Source organism: Streptomyces sp. NPDC026500, from assembly GCF_055567635.1.
In genome coordinates, this window is the sequence record NZ_JBVHQB010000005.1 from 175,698 (window position 1) to 193,411 (window position 17,714).

Below are 17,714 nucleotides of genomic sequence, written 5' to 3' on the forward strand. Positions count from 1 at the left end.
GCCGCTACCTCGTCACCTTCGCCCACCCGGATTTGTAGTGCTTGCCCTCCGGCGCCAGGCACAGGAACCAGTTCGGCTGGGAGCCGTCCACCGGCCGGATCACCGCGTGGGACGCGAGGTCCGCCTCCGGGGCGGCCTTCCCGGCCTTCATCGTTGTGCCGTCGTCCCAGGAGCAGGTGACCTCCCGGGCGGTCGGGGCGACCTTGCCGATCACGAGCCGCTGAGACGTGTCCGACGAAGCGGCGTCGAACCTCAGCGGGGTCGAAGCGGACTCGAGGTCCGTGCCCGAGAACGAATCGCCCTTCTCGACCGCCCCGTCCAGCAGCGTCATCCCACCGGCGTCCCCCGCGTGGAGGCGGACGAAGACCCAGCCCCTGCCGACGAGGTCCGAGGCGACTTCCGTGCCCGTCGGCGTGAGGGCGTACTCGCTCATCTTGGACCGCTGGTACTGCGCCTCCATCTCGTTCTTCGGCGCCCCCCAGACGATGACCTCGACACTCCACTCCTTGCCGTGCTCGGTCCCGCCCGCCAGGTTGGTCGCCTGCGGCTCGTACACATGCCGCTTCTCGGGCGTCGACGGCGCGGTGACGGCCGGCACGGCCTTCCGGTCGTCGTTCTCCGTCCCCCCCGCCAGCGCCAGCGTCCCAGTGGAACCCGCGATGACCAGGGCCGCCGCTGCCGCCATCGCCCAGCGGCGCGCCCTGCGGCGTCGGCCGCCGCGCAGCACCGCCTGGTAGGGGGCTATGCCGATCTCGACCTCGTCCGCCGCCTCGGCCAGCAGGAAGGCGATGTCCGTGTCCGTCGCCATGTCGTGATTCGTCTCCCGGTTCGCGCTCATCACTTCCGCCCTCCGTGCGTCACTGTGTCGGCCAGGCCCGGTATGACACGGAGTTTCGCGATCCCCTTGGCCGCGTTGCTCTTCACCGCGCCCACCGAGCAGCCCATCGCCTCGGCCGCCTGGCTCTCGCTCAGGTCCTCCCAGTAGCGAAGGACCACCGCCTGGCGCTGGCGCGGGGGCAGTTGGGCGAGTGCGGTGATCAGGGCGCCGCGGTCGTCGGCGCGGGCGATCGGGTCACCGCTGTCGGGCAGCTCGCGTGCCAGGCCCGAGTCGTCCTTCGGCGCGAGGAACTCCTTGAGTTTTCTGCGGTGCTTGCGAGCGTGCGCGTTGATCATCACGCGCCGCACATACGCCTCCGGCTCGTCGGCCGCGCCGACCCTGCGCCATGCCACGTACACCTGCTCCAGAGTCGTCTGGACCAGGTCCTCCGCCGCGTGCTGCTCCCCCGTCAGGAGAAATGCCGTACGCATCAGCCGCGGCCAGCGGCCGACGACGAAACTCTGGAACTCCTCGTCCCGAGCCTGTTTCCGATCCCCCATGAGCACCTCCTAGATGTTTGAAGGAGTCCGCGAGCATCGGATTTCGTTGCCTCACCGCCGCGAGATCCTCCGCGGCAGCCATACGAGCATCAGGACCGCCCCGGCCAGCAGCAGTACCCCGCTGACCCGGAACGCCAGCGCGTACCCGGCGGTCAGGGCCTCCCCGGACGTGCTTCCCCCCGTACGGTTCGCCGCGATCGTGAACATGATCGCGAGTCCCAGCGAACCGCCCATCACCCGTGAGGTGTTGACCAGGCCCGACACCAGCCCCGCGTCCTCCGGCGCCGCGCCCGAGGTCGCGAGCGCGGCCAGCGGTGTCGCGGCCAGCCCCGCGCCGGCCATCATCAGGATGCCGGGGAGCATGATCGCCGTGAGGTACGAGCCGTCCGCCGTCATGGTCGACTGCCAGCCGAAGCCGACCGCGGCCAGGAGGGTGCCGAGGACCGCCACATTGCGCGCCCCGAGGACCGGCATGAGGCGCGGTGCCGACTTGGAGCCGATGACCACGGCGAGCGAGCTCGGCACGAGCGCGAGGCCCGCGCCCAGCGGCGAGTAGCCGAGCACGTTCTGCGCGTACAGCGTCATGAAGAACCACATGCAGAACATCGCGGAGCCGGAGACGAACATGGCCGCGTTCGCCGAGGAAACCGACCGCAGCCGCAGCAGTTTCAACGGCATCAGCGGCGCCGCGGTCCGCGCCTCGACGACCAGGAAGACCCCGATGAGAGCCGCTCCGGCACACAGCGGAACGAGCGTCGCCGCCGCCGTCCACCCCTCGGCCTCCGTCTGCACGATCCCGTACGCCAGGGTCGCGAGTCCCGCCGTCACCAGCAGCGCGCCCGGCAGGTCGAGCCGTCGCCCGTCCCCGGCCCGGCTCTCCACCAACCAGAGCGCCGCGCCGGCCAGCACCACCGCGCCGATGGGCACGTTGATGAGGAGAACCCAGCGCCACGACAGCCCGTCGACCAGCAGTCCGCCGACGAGTCCGCCCGCCGCGCCGCCACCGGCCCCGACGGCGGTCCAGGTCGCGATGGCCCGCGCGCGTGCGGCGCCCTCCGGGACGGCCGACGTCAGGATCGTCAGGGTCGAGGGCGCGAGCACCGCGGCCCCCAGTCCCTGCGCGGCCCGCGCGACCAGCAGTTGGGTGCCTTCCTGGGCGAGGCCGCCGCCGACCGAGGCGAGTGTGAAGAGCGCGAGACCCACCAGGAACATCCGTTTGCGCCCGTACAGGTCCCCGGCCCGCCCGCCGAGAAGCATGAATCCGGCGAAGGCGATCGAGTAGGCGTTCACCACCCATTGCAGCCCCGGGCCGCTCAGGCCCAGGTCGGTCCGCATGGAGGGCAGGGCCACGTTGACGACAGACACGTCCAGGACGACCAGGAACTGTCCGGCACAGGCGAGCGCGATCACCACCCAGGTCGGCGGCGCGGTACGGGCTGATATCCGGGTGTCTTCAGCGGCTCGGAGCATGGGTGTCATGCTCTCAACCGGCTTACGGTCCTTGCATCAGGATTTCGACGCAGGCGGGCGTGCGTCACGGGTCCTGGGACCACACGCGGGTCAGCGGGAACCAGGACCGTTTGCGCCGTCGGCGGCGGACCGCGCGGCTCGGCGCCAGGCCGGCTGAAGCCGGGTGGTCGGTGCCGTCCGGTGCGGTGCCGTCCGGTGCGACCTGGTCCGGTTCGGTGCCGTCCGGTTCGGGTGCCGTCCGGTTCGAGTGCCGTCCGATCCGGCGCTCCGCTCAGGTCCCCGCGCGGAGCATGGTGACCACCGCCGCGCCGCCCAGTCCGATGTTGTGGGCGAGCCCGACCCGTGCCCCCGGCACCTGCCGCTCCTCGGCCTCTCCCCTCAACTGCCATACGAGTTCGGCTACTTGGGCGATGCCGGTCGCGCCCAGCGGATGGCCCTTGGAAATCAGCCCGCCCGAGGGATTCACCACCCAGCGTCCCCCGTACGTCGTGGCCCCCGACTCGACGAGTTCGCCCGACTCCCCCTCCCCGCACATGCCGAGCGCCTCATAGGTCAGCAGTTCGTTGATCGAGAAGCAGTCGTGGAGTTCCACGACGTCCACGTCCTCGATGCCGAGTCCTGAGCGTTCGTACACCTGGCGCGCGGCCTCCCTCGACATCGGCTGTCCGACGACGTCGATGCAGGAGCCGGAGGCGAAGGACTCCTCGGTGTCGGTGGTCATCGACTGGGCGACGATCTCGACGGCCTTGTCCTCCAACGCGTGCCGCTCGACGAACCGTTCGGACACGACGACGGCCGCGGCCGCTCCGTCCGAGGTGGGCGAGCACTGGAGCTTGGTCAGCGGCCGGTGCACGGCCTTGGCGGCGAGGATCTCGTCGACGGAGTACACGTCCTGGAACTGGGCGTACGGGTTGTGCGCCGAGTGCCGGTGGTTCTTGGCGCCGACGGCGGCGAGCTGGGCCTCCGTGGTGCCGTACCGCTCCATGTGCTCGCGGGCCGCGTCGCCGAAGATCTGCGCGGTGGGCGGGGTCATCTCGAAGCCGTGCCGGGCGGCCATGATCCCGTAGTGGCGGGCGACGGGTGACGTCGAGAAGTCCCCGCCGTCGGCGCCCGATCCGAGCGCCCCCCGTTTCATCTTCTCGAAGCCCAGCGCGAGGACGCAGTCGGAGATCCCGCCCGCCACGAACTGCCGGGCCAGCATCAACGCGCTCGCCCCGGTGGCGCAGTTGTTGTTGACGTTGTAGACGGGGACGCCGGTCAGGCCGAGTTCGTACGCGGCGCGCTGGCCGGCGGTGGAGGCCTGGAAGCAGTGGCCGACGGGGACCTGTTCCACGTCCGTGTACGGGATCCCCGCGTCGCCGAGGGCGTTGGAGCCGGCCTCCCGGGCCATGTCCCAGTACTGCCACTCCCGGGTCTCGGGCTTCTCGAACCTGGTCATTCCGACACCGACGACGTACGTCTTCATGGCACTCCTAGTCTCGCGGCAGGCCGAGGATGCGCTCGGCGACGACGTTGAGCTGGACCTGGGTGGTGCCGCCCGCGATGGTCAGGCAGCGGGAGAGCAGGAATCCGTGCACGGCCCGCTCCCCCGGGCCTTCGCACAACGCGCCTTCGGGGCCGAGGAGTTCGAGTCCGAGTTCGGCCACCTTCTGCTGGTGCGCGGTCTGCACCAGTTTCCGGACGGAGGCGCCCGCGCCCGGTTCCACGCCGGAGACCTGGCGGAGGGTGGTGCGCAGCGTGATGCAGGCCAGGGCGTGCGCCTCGGCGAGCAGCGCCCCGAGCCGGGAGCCGTCCACGTCGGCCGGTATGAGCGCCTCGAGGCCGGTGTCGAAGGTCAACTGGTCGGCCATGTGGACGCGTTCGTTGCCGAGCGTGTTGCGGGCGACCCGCCAGCCGTCGTCGACCTCGCCGACGACCGCGTCCGCGGGCAGCAGCACGTCGTCGAAGTAGACCTCGTTGAAGAGGGAGTCCCCGGTGATCTCCTTCAGGGGGCGGATGTCGATGCCGTCCGTGTTCTTCATGTCGACGACGAAGTAGGTGAGCCCCTTGTGCTTGGGCGCGGCCGGGTTCGTCCGGGCGAGGAGGATTCCGTGGTCGGCCCACTGTGCCGCGCTCGTCCACACCTTCTGCCCGTTGATCCGCCACCGCCCGTCGGCCGTGCGCTCGGCGCGGGTCCGCAGCGAGGCGAGGTCGGATCCGGCGCCCGGTTCGGAGAAGAGCTGGCACCACAGGAGGTCGCCGCGCAGGGTGGGCAGCAGATAGCGCTCCTGCTGCGGCCCGGTCCCGTACGCGATGAGGGACGGTACGACCCAGGTCGCGATCCCCAGATCGCTGATCCGCACCCCGGCCGCCGCCAACTCCTGCTGTACGGCGAGTTGCTGGACGGGTCCGGCGCCGAGTCCGTACGGCGGGGGCAGATGCGGGGCGGCGTACCCGGTGGGGGCCAGCGACCGGCGGGCGGCCGCCGGACCGAGCCCGCGCGCCCGGTCGATCACCTGACGGGCCTCGGCCCGGTACCCGGACGCCTCGGGCGGCAGCTCCAGGCGCAGCTCCCGCCGTACGCCGTCGCGCGCGAGCCGCGCGGCCCTGCGCAGGTGTCCGCTCCCGGCCCCGAGCAACTGCCGTGCCACCAGGGCTCGTCGGAGATAGAGATGGGCGTCGTGCTCCCAGGTGAACCCGATGCCGCCGAGGATCTGGACGCAGTCCTTGGCGCAGGAGCAGGCGGCGTCGAGGGCGGCACCGGCCGCGAGCGAGGCCACCAACTCCCTTACGCCGGAAGGCTCCTGCCCGGCGCGCGCCGCGTCCCAGGTGAGCGCCCGCGCCTGTTCCAGCCGTACGAGCATGTCGGCGCACAGGTGCTTCACGCCCTGGAAGCGTCCGATGGGTCGGCCGAACTGCTCGCGGACCTTGGCGTGCCCGGCGGCCGTGTCCAGCGCCCATGCCGCGGTGCCGCAGGCGTCCGCGGCGAGGACGACGGCGGCGAGGTCCCGGACCAGTGACGGATCGACCGCGAGGACGCGGTCGGCGGGGACCCGCACCCCTGCCGCCCGGACCTCGGCGGTCGCCCGCGTCGGATCGGCGCTCTCGTGCGGCCGGACGACGAGATCGACGGCGTCCACGACCAGCCAGAGCGTGCCGCCGGACGCGCTGCCTCCGTCCGACACTCCGGCGGCGCCGGACCAGCCGCCCTCTCCCGGCGGCACGGCACCACCTGTCGGCGTCTCCGCGCCCGCACCCGCGCCTCCGCCGGGCGGCGTGTCCCCTCCCGCCGCCAGGTCCCCGCCGGACGCCGTGCCCCCCTCGCAGGCCGCCGCCAGCACGAGCACGTCCGCGTCGGCGCCGGACAGCACGGGCGGTGCCGTCCCGTCGAGCAGATAGCCGCCGTCCACCGCCAGGGCCGTCAGGGAGCCCGCGCCGAACGCGACGGCGCCGATCCGCTCCCCGCACGCCAGCGCCCGTACGAGATCACCGCGCTCCGACGCATGGACGAGATCACCCCGCCCCGCGGCCCCTACCGGATGGCCGCGCTCCGGCGCCCGTACCGGATGGTCGCGCCCCGATGCCCGTACCGAATCGTCCGTTTCGCGGCGAAGCTCCGCCGCCAGCACGGCCGACGCCAGGACGTTCGCGGCGAACGGTCCCGGCAGTGCGGCCCGCGCGGCCTCCTCCACGACGACGGCGAGGTCGACGAGGTCGCCGCCGCCACCGCCGTACGTCTCGGGCAGGTGCACGGCGAGGAGCCCCTGGGCGGCGAGCGCGTCCCAGAACGGCGGCCTGCCGCCTCCGGGGGTGTCCAGGAGCTTGCGGACCTCCTCGGGCGGCACGGCGCGGGCGATCCAGCCGCGTACGGCCTCGGCCAGCTCCCGCTGCTCCGGCGTGATCGCGATCCCCATGCGTGCCTCCCCAAAGGCCCAAGGTGCGTGGATCCGCGCCAGACTAGAACACGTTCCATTCTGACGATAGGTCAGATACCCATGGATCGGTCAAGAATTCGTTAGTACGCCGAAGCATCGGAATAGTTGCCCAGGCGCACCGGGTTCCCCCTGCACGTATCCCGCGCGGATCACCCGACCGACGTCCCCGCGTCCCCATGGATCGCCCGACCGCCCGTCCCCGCATCCGCACGGATCACCCCTCGCTCCTCTCCCGAGAGCTCCCTTCCTTACGGCCTGGAGGCCCCCCGCAATGACGCACACGACGACCGACCAGCCCGCGCGGAGGCCGAGCGGCGCCACCGTTCCGGTGCTCGCCTTCGCGGGCATCGTTGTCGCGGTGATGCAGACCCTGCTCGTCCCGGTCATCAAGGACCTGCCGACGCTGCTGGGCACCTCGCCCAGCAACGCCACCTGGGTGCTGACCTCGACCCTGCTCTCGGGTGCCGTGGCCACGCCGATCATGGGCCGCCTCGGCGACCTCTTCGGCAAGCGGCGCATGCTGCTCACCAGCCTGGCCGTGATGGTGGTCGGCGCCCTGATCAGCGCGCTGACCAGCGCCCTGGTGCCGATGATCGTGGGCCGTTCGCTCCAGGGCTTCGCGATGGGCGCGATCCCGCTGGGCATCGGCCTGATGCGCGACATGCTGCCCCGCGAGAAGCTCGGCTCCGCGATGGCCCTCATGAGTTCCTCGATCGGCGTCGGCGGCGGACTCGCGCTGCCCGCCGCGGCCCTCGTCGCACAGCACACGGACTGGCACGCCCTGTTCTACGGCGCCGCCGGCCTCGGCGTCCTCTCGATCGTCCTCACCCTCCTCGTCGTGCCGGAGTCCCCGATGCGCGCCGAGGGCACCTTCGACGTACTGGGCGCGATAGGCCTGTCCGTCGGGCTCGTGCTCTTCCTGCTGCCGATCACCAAGGGCAGCGACTGGGGCTGGACCGCGCCCACCACGCTCGGCCTGTTCGGCGCGTCGCTCGCCGTGCTCCTCCTGTGGGGCGTGATGGAGCTGCGCCTGAAGGCTCCGCTGGTCGACCTGCGCACCACGGCCCGCCCCGCGGTCCTCTTCACCAACCTCGCCTCGATCATGGTCGGCGTCTCCTTCTACGTCGTCTCGCTGGTCCTGCCCCAGCTGCTCCAGCTGCCGAAGTCCACCGGCTACGGCCTCGGCCAGTCGATGGTGACCGCGGGTCTGCTCGTGGCGCCGCTGGGCCTGACGATGATGGTCACCGCCCCCGTGTACGCCCGGCTGTCGGCGAAGTACGGCCCGAAGGTCACACTGATCATCGGCATGGTGATCATCGGCATCGGCTACGGCGCGGGCCTCGGCCTGATGAGCGCCGCCTGGCAGTCCCTGGTCATCGCGGTGGTCCTGGGCGCGGGCATCGGCCTCGCCTACTCCTCGCTGCCCGCCCTGATCGTCGGCTCGGTCCCGGCCTCGGAGACCGGCGCGGCCAACGGCCTGAACACCCTGATGCGTTCCATCGGCACGTCCGTGTCGAGCGCCGTCATCGGCATGGTGCTCGCCAACACGGCGAACCACGTCGGCGGTGTCGCGATCCCGACCATGCACGGCTTCCACGTGTCCTTCCTGATCGCGACGGGCGCGGTCGCGGTCGGCCTGCTCATGGCGCTGTTCCTGCCGGGCCGCCCGCCGGCCACCAAGCCCCACCTGCTCGCCAGCAGCGAGGAGGACGCCGCGATGGAGCGGGCGCACGAGGTGCTCGGCGGTTTCCAGGGCCGGGTCCTGAACGCCGAGGGCGGCCCTGTCCCCCGCGCCAAGGTCACCCTGATCGACCGGCGCGGCCGCCAGGCGGGCGCCACCCTCTCCGCCGAGGACGGCAGCTACGCGCTCGCCGTGCCGACCCAGGGCGCGTACGTGCTCGCCGCGCGGGCCACCGGTCACGGCCCGCTCGCCTCGTCGGCGACGCACACGGGCGACGACAGGCCGGTCGCCCTCGACCTGTCGCTGCCGGGCGAGAACGCCGAGGTCACCGCCTGACGCCCGGACCCGCCCCGAAGTGATCATTGACACCCCCGCCGCCCACGCGGCGGGGGTGTGATGCACGATGGGGCGGCCAGGTCCCGTACACCCGGTTCGTTCGCACCGGTCGTACGCGCCCGGTGTCCACGCCGGACGTCCGCGCGGCTCGCTCTTCCGCGCCGGACACACGCGCCGGACGCAGGCCCCCGATCTGAATACCCTTTTCTGCACCTGCGCCACGCACCCCGTTGATCGCAACGATGGAGGAGACCCCATGCCCGCGGCACCCAAGCCCGAGATCCTCGCCGCCTTCGAGGCAGCGAAGGGGTTCATGCCGCGGGGTGAGGGACTCGCGCTGTACGAGGCGGCCGTCGAGGCCGGGCGGCTCGGGCTGCCGCTCCTGGAGGTCGGCACCTACTGCGGCCGTTCCACGATCCTGCTCGCCGACGCGGCGCGCGAGGCCGGAGTGACGGCGATCACGGTCGACCACCACCGGGGCAGCGAGGAGCAGCAGCCGGGCTGGGAGTACCACGACCCGTCCACGGTCGACCCGGAGATCGGCCTGATGGACACGCTCCCCACCTTCCGCCGCACCCTCCACCGGGCGGGCCTGGAGGACCACGTGGTCGCGCTGGTCGGCCGTTCGCCGCAGATCGCCGCGTTCTGGCGCACGCCCCTCGGTCTCGTCTTCATCGACGGCGGCCACACCGACGAGCACGCGAGCGGCGACTACGAGGGCTGGGCGCCGCATGTCGCCGAGGGCGGCCTCCTCGTCATCCACGACGTGTTCCCGGACCCGGCCGACGAGTTCACCGGCCAGGCCCCCTACCGCGTATATCTCCGAGCCCTGGAATCGGGCGCGTTCACCGAGATCGCGGTGACCGACTCATTGCGCATCCTGCGGCGAACCGGCACAGGGATCTGAGCACCCGGGCTCCTCACTCCCGGATTCTCGGCCAATCGATGCCTCGGAACAGGCCAGTTGGCGCATTGGGATCATGAAACGTCTACCATTCCTGGACAACCGGCAGCCCGCCGCCGTTCGCCCCGCAGGCGACCGGCGGCTACGGGAGGGCTCGGCCGGCAATCAGGGAAGGAACCACACGTGAAGTTGACCAAGAGGCGGACTCGGTCCGCCTACGCCTTGCTCGGCGCGCTCGGACTGGTGCTGTTCACGGCGAACTCGGCAGCTGCCGTGCAGTCCTACGGGGCCTACGAGGGCGGGGGCTACGGGGTCTGGATGCAGGACCCGGGCTATGACGAACTCGACAGTCCCGCTCCGGGGGACGCCATCAAGGCCTGTGACATCAAGGCCGACGGCTGGGGCATCGAGGTGAAGCTCGACATCAACCGTGACGGCAGCTACGAACGCACCATCTCCACGCGTGGCCACGCGTCGCCCTACTGCTCGGGCTGGGACAGCGGCAACATCGCCGAGAACACTCCCATTCGCATGAAGGTCACCAAGGTCAACGGCGACACGAGGTACCACCCCGTCTACTGGGACGGACATTCCTGAGCACCGCACGGAACGACATCTCCTGAGCGGCGAGGAACGACAGCGCCCCGGAGGTCCGCAGGCCCGCACCCCACTCCGGGTGCGGGCCTGTCCGGTTCCCTCAGCGGTTCTCGGGGTCGGCTCCGGTCCTGGTGGGTGCGCATCTCACAGACCTGACGGCCGGAGGGGGCTCACCGGCCCCGGCCTGTCCGTTCTCAGCCGGGGCCGGAGGCGGCTCACCGGCCGCGGCCTGTCCGTTCTCAGCCTCACATGGACGCCCGCTAGGGTGGCTGACGTGTCGTACGTAGGCCCTGACTTCGATCCGCCCCAGCAGCCGCGCCGTTTCCGGCGCGGACCGCTCACCGTCGCGCTCGCCGCGCTCGTACCGGGCGCGCTGGCCGGCTGGCTGGTGTACCAGGCCGTGGGAGACGATTCGGGGGGCGGGTCCGACCGGGCCGCTCCCGGGTCGTCGTCCTCCGCGCCCGGCTCCGCCTCTCCCTCCGGCCGGGCGTCCGCCTCGACGACGGACGACGGCAGGCCGGGTACGTCGTCGGCCCCGGCACCCTCCTCCTCCGCGCCCGGCGCCTCCGGCTCCCTCAAGGGCAAGGTCATCGTCATCGACCCGGGGCACAACCCCGACAACTTCCAGCACACGTCCGAGATCAACCGCAAGGTGGACATCGGCACGAACTGGAAGGAGTGCGACACGACCGGCACGTCGACCAACGCGGGTTACACGGAAGCCCGGTTCACCCTCGACGTCGCGCACCGGATGCGGGCGATCCTCGAAAAGCAGGGCGCCACGGTGAAGTTGACCCAGGACGGCGACCGCTCCTTCGGCCCCTGTGTCGACGAGCGGGCCCGTATCGGCAACGCGGCGCACGCGGACGCGGTCGTGTCCATCCACGCCGACGGATCGGCGGCCGGCAACCGGGGCTTCCATGTGATCCTCCCGGCCTCGGTGCACGCCCACGCCGCCGACACCCGTCCGATCGTGGCCTCCTCCCGCGACCTGGGCGAGCGCATCGCGGGCCTGTTCGTCCGCGAGACGGGCAGCGCGCCCTCCAACTACGTCGGTGACGGCACCGGACTGGTGGTCCGGAAGGATCTCGGCGGTCTCAATCTGTCAACGGTTCCCAAGGTGTTCATCGAGTGCGGCAACATGCGCGATAGCAAGGACGCTGCGCTGCTCACCAGTGGCGCGTGGCGAGAGAAGGCGGCACGGGGGATCTCTGAAGGAATCGTTGGTTTCCTGCACGGGTAGTGATCTACGGTCCCAACCCGGCGGACACCCTGATCGTCCGGGCGATAGTGTCGTCCGTACGATAAAGGGCCACCCCCGCGCTTCACACCGAGTCCCGACGGCGACACCATGACGGCGACACGGCGAACAGCGATGCCTCATCGATGACGAGACGACTGACGAAGGACCTGAAGTGAATATCCGCTCCCTCACTCGAGGCGACGGCGTGGTGATCGGAGCAGCGGTGTTGCTGTTCATCGCGTCGTTCCTGCACACGTTCGACAGCGCCGGCAGCGACGCCCCCAACGCCTGGGACAACCTGGGCCTGGTGATGAGCATGTATGTGGGTGGCATCGCCGGTGCGGCTCTGATCGTTGTCTCCCGCGCCCTTCCGCAGCCGCGCAAGGTCATCGGACTCGACCTCGGCCAGCTCGGTGTCGCGCTCACGCTGTTTGCCGTCTGGACGTCGTTCTGGACGATCGTCGACCCGCTGGGCCCGTTCAGCGGTTCCCTCGGCCTCGGAAGCGTCGGCGCGGGCGCCGGTCTCATCCTCGGCCTGATCGGCACCCTGGTCCTGGCGGCGGCCGCGATCGCCACCCCGCTGGTCCCGGCCCTGGGCGCCGCCCTGGTCAGTGCCCCGAAGCCCCCCACCCCCCAGCCCTACGGCGGTCAGCCGCAGGGTGGTTACGGGTACCCGGGCGCCTCGCAGCCGAGTCAGCCCGGCCAGCCCGGTCAGCAGCCCTACGGTGCTCAGGCGCCGCAGCAGGGCCAGCCGTTCGGCGCGCAGCCGAGTCAGCCGCCGGCCCAGCAGACGCAGCAGCCCGCTCAGGACTTCTCGCCGTTCTGGTTCGCCGTGCCGGTCGCGCGTCCGCTGTTCTCGGAGGACGGCACGCAGGGGCCGATCGCCGAACTGGCGCCGGGCACCTGGTACCTGGCCGTCGAGCAGCGCGGTGCGACCCTGGTGGCGCAGACGCAGGACGGCCGTCGTGGTGTGCTTCAGGACACCTCGGGGATCCAGCGCGGCTGATCCGCTCATCGTCGCAGCGACGGCCCCTCGCCCTTTCCGGCGGGGGGCCGTTGTCGTACAGTCGCAGCACGCCAAGAACTGACGGACCGTCAGAACTCTGCTTCTGGAGGCGACATGCGGCTCGGTCTCGCGCTCGGCTACTGGGGGCGCGGCCCCTCGGCGGACCATGTTCCGCTCGCCCAGGAGGCGGAGCGGCTCGGCTATCACTCGGTGTGGACCGCCGAGTCATGGGGTTCGGACGCGTTCACCCCGCTCACCTGGATCGCCGCGCACACCACGCGCATCCGACTCGGCACGGCCGTCGCGCAGATGGCCGCCCGCTCCCCCACCACCACCGCGATGCACGCGCTCACCCTCGACCATCTCTCCGGCGGGCGCATGATGCTCGGGCTCGGCCTGTCGGGACCTCAGGTCGTCGAGGGCTGGTACGGGCGGCCGTTCCCGAAGTCGCCGCTGACCGCGACCCGGGAGTACGTCGATGTCGTACGGCAGGTCCTCAGGCGCGAGGGGCCGGTCGAGCTGGACGGACGCTTCCACTCCCACCCGTACCGGGGCGCCGACGGCACGGGACTCGGCAAGGCGCTGAAGCCGATCACGCACCCGCTCCGGGCCGAACTGCCGCTCCTGCTCGGCGCCGAGGGCCCGAAGAACATCGCGCAGACGACCCGGATCGCGGACGGCTGGCTGCCGTTGTACTGGTCGCCGACGCGTCCTCAGGCGTACGAGGCCTCGCTCGCCGACCTGCCCGAGGGCTTCCTCGTGGCGCCGATGGCCCGCGCCCACGTCTGTGACGACCTCGCCGAGGGGCTGCTGCCGGTCAAGGCGATGCTCGGCTTCTACATCGGCGGGATGGGGCACGCGGCCCGCAACTTCCACGCCGATCTGATGGCCCGGATGGGCTTCGAGGAGGAGGCCCGCAGGATCCAGCAGCTGTTCCTGGAGGGGCGCCGGGAGGAGGCCGTACTGGCCGTCCCGGACGCCTTCGCGGACGAGATCTCGCTCGTCGGACCGCGTGAACGCATCGCCGAGCGGCTGGAGTTGTGGCGCAAGGGCCCGGTGACCGACCTGCTGGTCCTTTCCCCGGACCGTCACACGCTCCGCGTGCTCGCCGAGTTGAACTCCTAGCAGCACCGGCGGACCGGAACACGCCGGATCACGCCGGGTCGGCCAGGTCCTCCGGGTCCGCCGGACCGGCCTGGCCGCCGCTGAGCTGGGACGCCGACGGCACCTTGTCCTTCACCTCGGCGCCCGCGCTCCGGTCCGCCGGTTCTTCCCGCTCGCGGGGGAACACGGCTCTCCCCGGCAGCCTCACCCGGCCCCGGCGGCCGCGCCAGTTGAGAGAACCCGTTCGGGTTTCATCCAGCATTGACGGGCAACCCGCTGGACATGTCCCCTAGATATCGCAACGGCTCGAATCAGGCGGGGACGGTCATCGCGATCGTCGCGGATGTTATGGCCGTCATCCTCGGTCTCTGGATTCTGATGTATCTGCTCGACGCCAATCGTGGCAACGACCTCGTGCAGTTCATCCACAACACGGCGAGCTGGCTGGCCGGCTGGTCGCGCGACCTGTTCACCTTCGACAAGGCATGGGCGCGCGTCGTCGCCGGCTACGGTCTCGCCGCCGTCGTCTACCTGTTCCTGGGCCACGCCATCGCCAACCGCATGCACCGGCACTGACGGCCCGGAGCACCCCGAAGGTCCGGAGCGTCCGGACGGTCCCGAAGGCCCGAACGGCCCGGACCGTCCGGACGGTTCAGCGGGTCTGGGTGCAGCAGTCCGGGTCCAGGCCGGTCGGAAGGCGCTCGCCGCCGAAGACCGCGCAGGTGGGCTCGTCGCCGCCCAGTGCGGCGACCGCCAGCAGCAGGGAGCCCGCCGTCCAGGTGGTGAGCTCCTCGGGCCAGATGGCCCGGTCCTCGAAGACATAGCCCGTCCAGTACAGACCGGTCTTCGGATCGCGCAGGTGCTGGATGGACTGGAGGATCTCCAGGGCGCGGTCGGACTCGCCCACCACCCAGAGCGCGAGGGCGAGTTCGGCCGATTCGCCACCGGTGACCCATGGGTTGGGAATCACGCAGCGCACCCCGAAGCCGGGCACCACGAAGCGGTCCCAGCCCTCCTCGATACGGGACTTGGCCTCGGCGCCCGTCAACGCGCCGCCGAGCACCGGGTAGTACCAGTCCATGGAGTAGCGGTCCTTGTCGAGGAACCGCTCCGGGTGGAGCCGGATCGCGTGCCGCAGCGCGCCGACGGCCAACTCCCAGTCGGGCTGCGGCTCTTCGCGCTGCTCGGCGATGGCGAGCGCGCAGCGCAGCGCGTGGTGGACCGACGAACTCCCGGTCAGCAGCGCGTCGTCGACCGGGGTCCCGTCGTCCTCGCGCTTCCAGCCGATCTGCCCGCCGGGCTGCTGGAGTCGCAGCACGAACTCCACGGCCGCGAAGACGGTGGGCCACATGCGGTCCAGGAAGACGTCGTCGCCGGTCGCCAGGTAGTGGTGCCAGACGCCCACCGCGATGTACGCGCAGAAGTTGGTCTCCCGGCCGCGGTCGGTGACATCCTCGAAGTCCCCGTCGGCGTACGCCGCGTACCAGGATCCGTCCTCGTTCTGATGCCGTGCCAGCCACGCGTAGGCCCGCTCGGCGGCCTCGTGCTCCCCGGCCGCGTCGAGCGCCATGGCGGCCTCGGTGTGGTCCCACGGGTCGAGGTGGTGGCCGCGGAACCACGGAATGGCTCCGTCGGGGCGCTGCACCCCGAGGATCCCGCGCACCGTGGCGGCGGCCTCCTCGGCGGTGAGGACCCCGGGCAGGACGAGGTGTTCTGTCCGCCGGGGAGTGGTCACGTGGCGTCCGCCTCGGGAGCGGTCGTCGCGGAATCCGTCGCGCCGGCGAGCTTCGGCAGGTGCGGCTTGGTCGCGTACGCCACGAAGCTCTTGCCGATCAGCGGGTTCAGCGCCTGTTCGACGACCCGGGTGGCCAGCGGTTTCTTCATGATGTCCCAGACCAGCAGCTTGTGGTACGCCCGCACGGGCAGCGCCTTGTCGTTGTCGACGCCGAACGCGCACTTCAGCCACCAGTACGGCGAGTGCAGCGCGTGCGCGTGGTGGGAGCCGTAGGGCCGCAGCCCGGCCTCGCGGATCTTCCCGAGCAGTTCGTCCGCCTTGTAGATGCGGATGTGGCCGCCCTCGACCTCGTGGTAGGCGTCGGACAGTGACCAGCAGACCTTCTCCGGCCCGTAGCGCGGCACGGTGATGGCGATGCGGCCGCCCGGCTTGAGCACGCGGACCATCTCGGCGAGGACGCCCTTGTCGTCCGGGATGTGCTCCATGACCTCGGAGATGATCACGACGTCGAAGGACTCGTCGGGGAAGGGCAGCGCGAGCGCGTCGCCCTCCATGGCCGTCGCGGTGGCCCCCGCGGGCGCCTCCCCGGCCTCCTTCATCGCCGCGAACCACTTCGCGACCTCGCGGATCTCCTCGCCGTTCTGGTCCAGCGCCACGACCTGCGCGCCGCGCCGGTAGCACTCGAACGCGTGCCGGCCGGCACCGCATCCGAGGTCCAGAACGCGGTCGCCCGGGGCGAGCGGGAACCGGGAGAAGTCGACGGTCAGCACGTGGCCCTGCTTTCGCGGTTGGCTGCAACTAGTTCTTCGGCGGCGAGAGTCTCTTCCGCGGCCTCGGAGCGGTCGGGGCCCGGGGTCGCCGCGAGGCCGGTGCCCGGCGCGCCGCCGTGCTCGTCGGTGCCCGTGGCGGAGGCGGCCCCGCGCGAGCGGAGCCGGGACGCGGGGAGGGCCATCGCCTCACGGTAGTGGGCCACCGTGCCCTCGGCCGCTCTGGCCCAGGTGAAGCGCGCAAGGACGCGCTCCCGTCCGGCGGAGCCGAGCCGCGCCCGGAGTCCGGCGTCGCCGAGGAGCCGGATCAGGGCCGTCGCCAGCGCGCCCGAGTCGCCCGGCGGGACCGCGAGGCAGGTCTCGCCGTCGGGGCCCGCGACCTCCGGGATCGCTCCGCCGGTGGTGGCCACCAGCGGCGTCCCCGTGGCCATCGCCTCGGCGGCGGGCAGCGAGAAGCCCTCGTACAGGGAGGGCACGCAGGCGACTTCGGCCGAGCGGACGAGGTCCACGAGCTCGGCGTCGGAGATGCCCTTCACGAATTCGACGGCGCCGTCCAGGCCGTACCGCTCGATGGCCTGGGCAACCGGACCGTCCTCGGCGCGCCGGCCGACGACGACGAGGTGCGCGCCCGGGTGTTCGGTGCGCACCTTCGCGAGCGCCTCGACGAGGTACACCAGGCCCTTGAGCGGCACGTCCGCGCTGGAGGTGGTGACGATGCGGCCCGGCACCTGACGCACGGACGGATCCGGCGAGAAAAGGTCGGTGTCCGCGCCGATGTGGACGACATGGACGCGATCCTGCTCGACGCGCAGGTGGTCGACGATCTCCTTGCGGGAGGTGCCGGAGACGGTGAGCACGGACGGCAGGCGGCGCGCGACGCGCTTCTGCATGCGGGTGAAGGCGTACCAGCGGCGGACCGACGCGCGGCGCTGCCAGCCCTCGGCGGCGTCCAGCTCCAGCTGCCGGTCGACGGTGATGGGGTGGTGGATGGTGGTCACCAGCGGGGCGCCGACATCCCCCAACAGGCCGTATCCGAGGGTCTGGTTGTCGTGGATGACGTCGAACTCGCCGCGCCGGGCGCGCAGATGGCGGCGGGCGCGCAGCGAGAAGGTCAGCGGCTCGGGGAAGCCGCCGGTCCACATCGTGCCGACCTCGAGGGCGTCGATCCAGTCCCGGAACTCGTCGCGCGCGGGGGTGCGAAAGGGGTCGGGCTGGCGGTACAGGTCGAGGCTGGGCAGCTCGGTGAGGCTCAGCTCGGGGAGGCCCTCGTCGAGGACGGGGTAGGGCTGGGATCCGATGACCTCGACACGGTGACCGAGGCGGGCGAGCTCGCGCGAGAGGTGTCGTACGTACACACCCTGGCCGCCACAGAACGGGTTTCCCTTGTAGGTGAGGAGCGCGATGCGCAGGGGTCGGTCCCCGTCGGCAGCCGCACCCTTCCCGGGGCCCGCCTCCATGGCCTCAGCGGTCACTTCCGGTCCCCTTCTCCCTGCACTTTCCCGCGAGATTACGCCGGGACGCTAATCTAGAACAAGTTTCAGACTTGATCGTTCAAGGAGCATTGAATCTACCGGCAGGTA

At 71.4% G+C, this 17,714-nt stretch carries 16 protein-coding genes; 7 read left to right on the forward strand and 9 right to left on the reverse strand.

Features of this window, described 5'->3' with window-relative positions; all coding sequences use genetic code 11:
* Positions 1 to 4: 4 nt before the first annotated feature.
* From ACZ4N5_RS11455 to ACZ4N5_RS11475, 5 genes are all read right to left on the reverse strand, one after another.
* Positions 5 to 838, reverse strand: a complete 834-nt coding sequence (locus ACZ4N5_RS11455; protein WP_467756869.1) for a hypothetical protein — start codon at positions 836 to 838, stop codon at positions 5 to 7.
* Positions 838 to 1,377 (reverse strand): SigE family RNA polymerase sigma factor, encoded by a 540-nt coding sequence (locus ACZ4N5_RS11460; protein WP_467756870.1) that lies wholly within the window; start codon positions 1,375 to 1,377, stop codon positions 838 to 840. The genes ACZ4N5_RS11455 and ACZ4N5_RS11460 overlap by 1 nt, the downstream gene beginning before the upstream one ends.
* Before the next feature lie 51 nt (positions 1,378 to 1,428).
* Entirely contained in the window at positions 1,429 to 2,847 is a 1,419-nt protein-coding gene (locus ACZ4N5_RS11465) for an MFS transporter (protein WP_467756871.1), read from the reverse strand.
* 271 nt (positions 2,848 to 3,118) lie between these two features.
* Positions 3,119 to 4,312, reverse strand: a complete 1,194-nt coding sequence (locus ACZ4N5_RS11470) for a lipid-transfer protein (protein WP_467756872.1) — start codon at positions 4,310 to 4,312, stop codon at positions 3,119 to 3,121.
* A gap of 7 nt (positions 4,313 to 4,319) precedes the next feature.
* Positions 4,320 to 6,740 (reverse strand): acyl-CoA dehydrogenase, encoded by a 2,421-nt coding sequence (locus ACZ4N5_RS11475; protein WP_467756873.1) that lies wholly within the window; start codon positions 6,738 to 6,740, stop codon positions 4,320 to 4,322.
* A 292-nt stretch (positions 6,741 to 7,032) separates the two neighbouring features.
* Between ACZ4N5_RS11475 and ACZ4N5_RS11480 the strand changes: the two genes are divergently transcribed.
* The 6 genes from ACZ4N5_RS11480 to ACZ4N5_RS11505 all read left to right on the forward strand — a co-directional run bounded on the left by ACZ4N5_RS11480 (position 7,033) and on the right by ACZ4N5_RS11505 (position 13,653).
* Entirely contained in the window at positions 7,033 to 8,778 is a 1,746-nt protein-coding gene (locus ACZ4N5_RS11480; protein ID WP_467756874.1) for an MFS transporter, read from the forward strand.
* 256 nt (positions 8,779 to 9,034) lie between these two features.
* Entirely contained in the window at positions 9,035 to 9,685 is a 651-nt protein-coding gene (locus ACZ4N5_RS11485; RefSeq protein ID WP_467756875.1) for a class I SAM-dependent methyltransferase, read from the forward strand.
* A 180-nt stretch (positions 9,686 to 9,865) separates the two neighbouring features.
* Positions 9,866 to 10,279 carry a hypothetical protein gene (locus ACZ4N5_RS11490; RefSeq protein WP_467756876.1) on the forward strand — a complete coding sequence of 138 codons (414 nt, stop codon included), beginning with the start codon at positions 9,866 to 9,868 and terminating at the stop codon, positions 10,277 to 10,279.
* Between the two features lie 274 nt (positions 10,280 to 10,553).
* The gene (locus ACZ4N5_RS11495) at positions 10,554 to 11,522 is read left to right on the forward strand and encodes an N-acetylmuramoyl-L-alanine amidase (RefSeq protein WP_467756877.1); all 969 of its coding nucleotides are present in this window, start codon (positions 10,554 to 10,556) and stop codon (positions 11,520 to 11,522) included.
* Between the two features lie 172 nt (positions 11,523 to 11,694).
* Complete coding sequence (locus ACZ4N5_RS11500) at positions 11,695 to 12,528, forward strand: hypothetical protein (protein ID WP_467756878.1); 834 nt, start codon at positions 11,695 to 11,697, stop codon at positions 12,526 to 12,528.
* Between the two features lie 114 nt (positions 12,529 to 12,642).
* On the forward strand, positions 12,643 to 13,653 hold the full coding sequence (locus ACZ4N5_RS11505) for an LLM class F420-dependent oxidoreductase (RefSeq protein WP_467756879.1): 1,011 nt from the start codon (positions 12,643 to 12,645) through the stop codon (positions 13,651 to 13,653).
* Positions 13,654 to 13,681: 28 nt separating this feature from the next.
* Here ACZ4N5_RS11505 and ACZ4N5_RS11510 read toward each other — a convergent pair whose 3' ends face one another.
* Positions 13,682 to 13,819 carry a hypothetical protein gene (locus tag ACZ4N5_RS11510; RefSeq protein ID WP_467756880.1) on the reverse strand — a complete coding sequence of 46 codons (138 nt, stop codon included), beginning with the start codon at positions 13,817 to 13,819 and terminating at the stop codon, positions 13,682 to 13,684.
* 95 nt (positions 13,820 to 13,914) lie between these two features.
* Here ACZ4N5_RS11510 and ACZ4N5_RS11515 point away from each other — a divergent pair, with 95 nt between their 5' ends.
* Entirely contained in the window at positions 13,915 to 14,208 is a 294-nt protein-coding gene (locus ACZ4N5_RS11515; protein ID WP_355848663.1) for a hypothetical protein, read from the forward strand.
* 76 nt (positions 14,209 to 14,284) lie between these two features.
* On the opposite strand, the gene ACZ4N5_RS11520 is transcribed toward ACZ4N5_RS11515, so the two are convergent.
* The 3 genes from ACZ4N5_RS11520 to ACZ4N5_RS11530 are packed head-to-tail and all read right to left on the reverse strand — an operon-like array spanning position 14,285 to position 17,606.
* Entirely contained in the window at positions 14,285 to 15,367 is a 1,083-nt protein-coding gene (locus ACZ4N5_RS11520) for a prenyltransferase/squalene oxidase repeat-containing protein (RefSeq protein WP_467756881.1), read from the reverse strand.
* Positions 15,364 to 16,137 (reverse strand): class I SAM-dependent methyltransferase, encoded by a 774-nt coding sequence (locus tag ACZ4N5_RS11525; protein ID WP_467756882.1) that lies wholly within the window; start codon positions 16,135 to 16,137, stop codon positions 15,364 to 15,366. The genes ACZ4N5_RS11520 and ACZ4N5_RS11525 overlap by 4 nt, the downstream gene beginning before the upstream one ends.
* Entirely contained in the window at positions 16,131 to 17,606 is a 1,476-nt protein-coding gene (locus ACZ4N5_RS11530; RefSeq protein WP_467756883.1) for a glycosyltransferase family 4 protein, read from the reverse strand. The genes ACZ4N5_RS11525 and ACZ4N5_RS11530 overlap by 7 nt, the downstream gene beginning before the upstream one ends.
* Between the last annotated feature and the right edge of the window lie 108 nt (positions 17,607 to 17,714).

Bases quoted from the DNA above. Each gene is read 5' to 3' on its own strand.
- ACZ4N5_RS11455 (WP_467756869.1), bottom strand. From the start codon at position 838: ATGAGCGCGAACCGGGAGACGAATCACGACATGGCGACGGACACGGAC.
- ACZ4N5_RS11475 (WP_467756873.1), bottom strand. From the start codon at position 6,740: ATGGGGATCGCGATCACGCCGGAGCAGCGGGAGCTGGCCGAGGCCGTA.
- ACZ4N5_RS11460 (WP_467756870.1), bottom strand. From the start codon at position 1,377: ATGGGGGATCGGAAACAGGCTCGGGACGAGGAGTTCCAGAGTTTCGTC.
- ACZ4N5_RS11470 (WP_467756872.1), bottom strand. From the start codon at position 4,312: ATGAAGACGTACGTCGTCGGTGTCGGAATGACCAGGTTCGAGAAGCCC.
- ACZ4N5_RS11480 (WP_467756874.1), top strand. From the start codon at position 7,033: ATGACGCACACGACGACCGACCAGCCCGCGCGGAGGCCGAGCGGCGCC.
- ACZ4N5_RS11485 (WP_467756875.1), top strand. From the start codon at position 9,035: ATGCCCGCGGCACCCAAGCCCGAGATCCTCGCCGCCTTCGAGGCAGCG.
- ACZ4N5_RS11515 (WP_355848663.1), top strand. From the start codon at position 13,915: ATGTCCCCTAGATATCGCAACGGCTCGAATCAGGCGGGGACGGTCATC.
- ACZ4N5_RS11505 (WP_467756879.1), top strand. From the start codon at position 12,643: ATGCGGCTCGGTCTCGCGCTCGGCTACTGGGGGCGCGGCCCCTCGGCG.
- ACZ4N5_RS11465 (WP_467756871.1), bottom strand. From the start codon at position 2,847: ATGCTCCGAGCCGCTGAAGACACCCGGATATCAGCCCGTACCGCGCCG.